The sequence below is a fragment of the Streptomyces sp. NPDC000151 genome (genome assembly GCF_040301705.1).
GTDB lineage: Bacteria > Actinomycetota > Actinomycetes > Streptomycetales > Streptomycetaceae > Streptomyces.
Map to the genome: position 1 here is coordinate 1 of NZ_JBEPFC010000282.1, position 3078 is coordinate 3078.

Below are 3078 nucleotides of genomic sequence, written 5' to 3' on the forward strand. Positions count from 1 at the left end.
CTCGCGGCCGTGCTGCGGCACAGCCGGTTCGCCGCCGAGGCGGTCTTCCCCGCCACCCGGGACGGCGAGCGGTTCACGGCCGTACTGCGGCCCGCCGCGGTCCCCTCCTGCGGCGGCGCACGGCCGCTGCGCGAGGGCCGCTGGTACCTCTTCCTGCGCACGGCGGACGCCGACGGCGCGGTCGGGCCCGGCGCCGAGTACGACGCGGGTGCGGCGGACGACGAGGCCGCCGAAGCGGTCGCCCCGGACCCCGGCGGCGACCGGCACGGCGCCGGTGACCTGCCCGTACGGCTGTGCCCCACGCTCTTCGCCGCGCTGCCCGCGACCTGCCCGGCGGCGACCGGGCGGCTCACCGTGGACCGCCGCTTCCACGACCGGGTCTTCGTCGAGGCGGGCCCCGCGGTACCGGACGCGGACCGCGGCCCGTACCGGCAGCGGCTGCTGCGCGAGGAGCACTACCCGCGGCGCCGCTCCCGCCCGCTGCGCGAGACGGTCCTCTACAACAGCTTCGACGGGCGCTGCGGCGGCGACTCACCACGCGCGGTGCACCGGGAGCTGGCCCGCCGCGAGCCGCGCGCCGACCACCTCTGGGTGGTCCGCGACACCCACGCCCACATCCCTCCCGGCACCCGTCCAGTACTCCTGGGCAGCACCGAGTGGCACGAGGCACTGGCCCGCAGCCGTCGCATCGTCACCAACACCCACCTACCGGAGTGGTTCGTCCGCCGCCCCGGCCAGCGGGTCCTGCAGACCTGGCACGGCACCCCGGTCAAGCGCATCGGCACCGACCTGGCCGGCACGCTCTGCGCCGACCTGGTCCACCTGTGGCCGCAGCCGCGCCGCGGCCACCAGTGGAGCGTGCTGCTCTCCCCCAACGCGCACAGCACGTCCCTGCTGGGCCGGTCCCTGGGCTACGACGGCGCCATCCACGAGACCGGCCTGCCCCGCACCGACGCCCTGCTCTCCGAAGACCGCGACAAACAGGCCCTGCGCGTACGGGAGCGCCTCGGCATCCCCCCGGACAAGAAGGTGGTCCTCTACGCGCCGACCCAGCGGGACGACAAGGCGTACGACGCGGACCACTACCAGCTGCACCTGCCGCTGGACGTCGCACACGCCAGGGCGGCGCTCGGCGAGGACCACGTCCTGCTGCTGCGCAGCCACCCCCTGGTCGCCGACCGGGTGCCGACCCGGCCCGACGGCTTCCTCCGCGACGTGACCGACCACCCCGACGCGATGGAACTCCTGCTGGCCGCCGACGTACTGGTCACGGACTACTCCTCCCTGGCGGTGGACTTCGCCAACACCGGCCGCCCGATCCTGTTCCTGACGCCGGACCTGGAGCACTTCCGCGACACCGTGCGCGGCTTCACCTTCGACTTCGAGGCCGAGGCCCCGGGACCACTCCTGACGAACACCGGGGAGTTGGTGGACGCGCTGCGCGACCTGGACGGGGTCGCGCGCCGCAGCGCGCACGCGTACGCACGCTTCCGCGCGGCGTACTGCCCACGGGACGACGGCCGGGCGGCGGCACGGGCGGCGGATCTGCTGCTGGACTGAGGCCGCGGCCCGGGAATCAGCGGCGCCGCAGCCTGCGGAGGGCCTTGGTGAGGAAGGGGGGCAGGAGTTGGAGGGCTGCGCGGCGGGCGCGGGCCTTTGGGCGGCGGGCGGTGGCTCGGTGTTGTGCTGCCTCGGCCTCGGCGGCGGCTGCCGCGGCGCGTGCGTCGGTCTCCTCGCGGCGGCGCCGGATCTCCTCGGCCGCGCGTTCCTCGGCGCGCAGCGCTTCGTAGTGCCGGGACCGCGGTGGCTCGGGCACGGCCAGGCCCTGCCCGCTGACCAGGCGCACCACCCGGTGCCCCGCGATGGTCTGGAGGTCGGCGTGGCAGTCGGCGCGGCCGACGATCTCCAGGATGAGCGCCTCCTGCCAGGGCGCCGGGTCGCCCCAGGTGCCGTAGAACTTGCAGCGGCTCAGGCAGATGGGCCGCAGCCCCTCCGTGAACAGCGCCTCCCAGGCGGCGGCCGAGACGCCCGGCGTGTGCTCGGAGCGGTAGTCGTCCAGCACGACCACTCCTTCGGGTGACAGCACGCGACGCGCGGCCAGGATGTCGTCGCGTACGTGGTCGTAGAGGTGCGAGGCGTCGATGTGGACGAAGCGGCAGCTGCCGGGAGCCACCTTCTCGGGAACGAGGGAGGTGGGGCCCTGGATGATGGCGGGCAGCTCGTCGTGGAAGGAGAGGTAATTCGCCTCGAACGCGCGGCGGCTGAGCGTCGCGTAAGAGCGCTGCATTTCCTCGTCGTTGGCCGCGTCCCCGGCCGGGGAATCGAAGAGGTCACAGACCGTGAATTCCTCCCCCGAGTGGCGGTAACGGCCCAGGAAAACGGCGCTCTTTCCCAGGTACGCGCCCATTTCCAGCAGGTCGCCGCGCACGCCGGAGCGGGCCTGGTGGGTCAGTAGCCAGTCGAAGAGCAGCTGGTCCTGGTCGAAGAACCAGCCCTTGACGTCCGCGAGCGTGCCGGGGCGCGGCAGCGCCGCTCCGGCGGGCGCGGCGAGGGTCTCGGTGTGCAGTGGGGTCATGTCCTGTGCCCGGCCTCTCGACGGAAATCGCGGTGCCGGACACTAGCCGCCGGCCGCCCGGAATTCCGGAATACGGGCGGTGGTCGGCGCGTACGAGGTATTCCGCCGCGCTCAGTTCCGTCGTACGAAGAGAGCGACATTGCCGCCGGGGCCGTTCAGCCAGTACCGCTGTGCGAAGAGCGTGTGCAGCAGCCGCCATTTGGCCATTTCGTGGTCGTTGTGGCGGAACCAGTGGGTGCGGTCCACGCCGTCGGCGGCGACCAGCCAGACCCGGCCGGTGCGGGCCAGCCGCGCCCGGATCTCCGCGAGCGGCGCGTCCCGGCCGTAGAGCGTGCCCGACGCCGCGCCCGTGGCGCCGAGCGTGAGGTCCGTCAGGCCGGCGAACCGCTCCGGGTAGGCGAGTCCTACCCGGCGTTCGTAGGTGGGCGCGAAGAAGACGCCGTCCCCGGGCGCGGCGCGGCGCGCGACGGCCGCCGCCACCGCCGCGAGATCGTCCGGGCGGC

2 protein-coding genes and 1 pseudogene are annotated in these 3078 nt (G+C 74.1%); 1 reads left to right on the top strand and 2 read right to left on the bottom strand.

From position 1 onward, the window contains the following. Window positions 1-1560: CDP-glycerol glycerophosphotransferase family protein (locus ABT381_RS35470; RefSeq protein WP_351602161.1), on the top strand; the 1560-nt coding region annotated here is incomplete at its 5' end. Window positions 1561-1576: 16 nt separating this feature from the next. Here the strand turns inward: ABT381_RS35470 and ABT381_RS35475 are convergent. Both ABT381_RS35475 and ABT381_RS35480 read right to left on the bottom strand, forming a co-directional pair. Then, on the bottom strand, window positions 1577-2575 hold the full coding sequence (locus ABT381_RS35475; RefSeq protein ID WP_351602164.1) for a class I SAM-dependent methyltransferase: 999 nt from the start codon (window positions 2573-2575) through the stop codon (window positions 1577-1579). Window positions 2576-2686: 111 nt separating this feature from the next. Further along, window positions 2687-3078, bottom strand: a pseudogene (locus tag ABT381_RS35480) (glycosyltransferase family 39 protein); the annotation flags it as partial.

Excerpts from the sequence above, each read along its gene's own strand:
- ABT381_RS35475 (WP_351602164.1), bottom strand. The coding sequence starts at position 2,575 with ATGACCCCACTGCACACCGAGACCCTCGCCGCGCCCGCCGGAGCGGCG.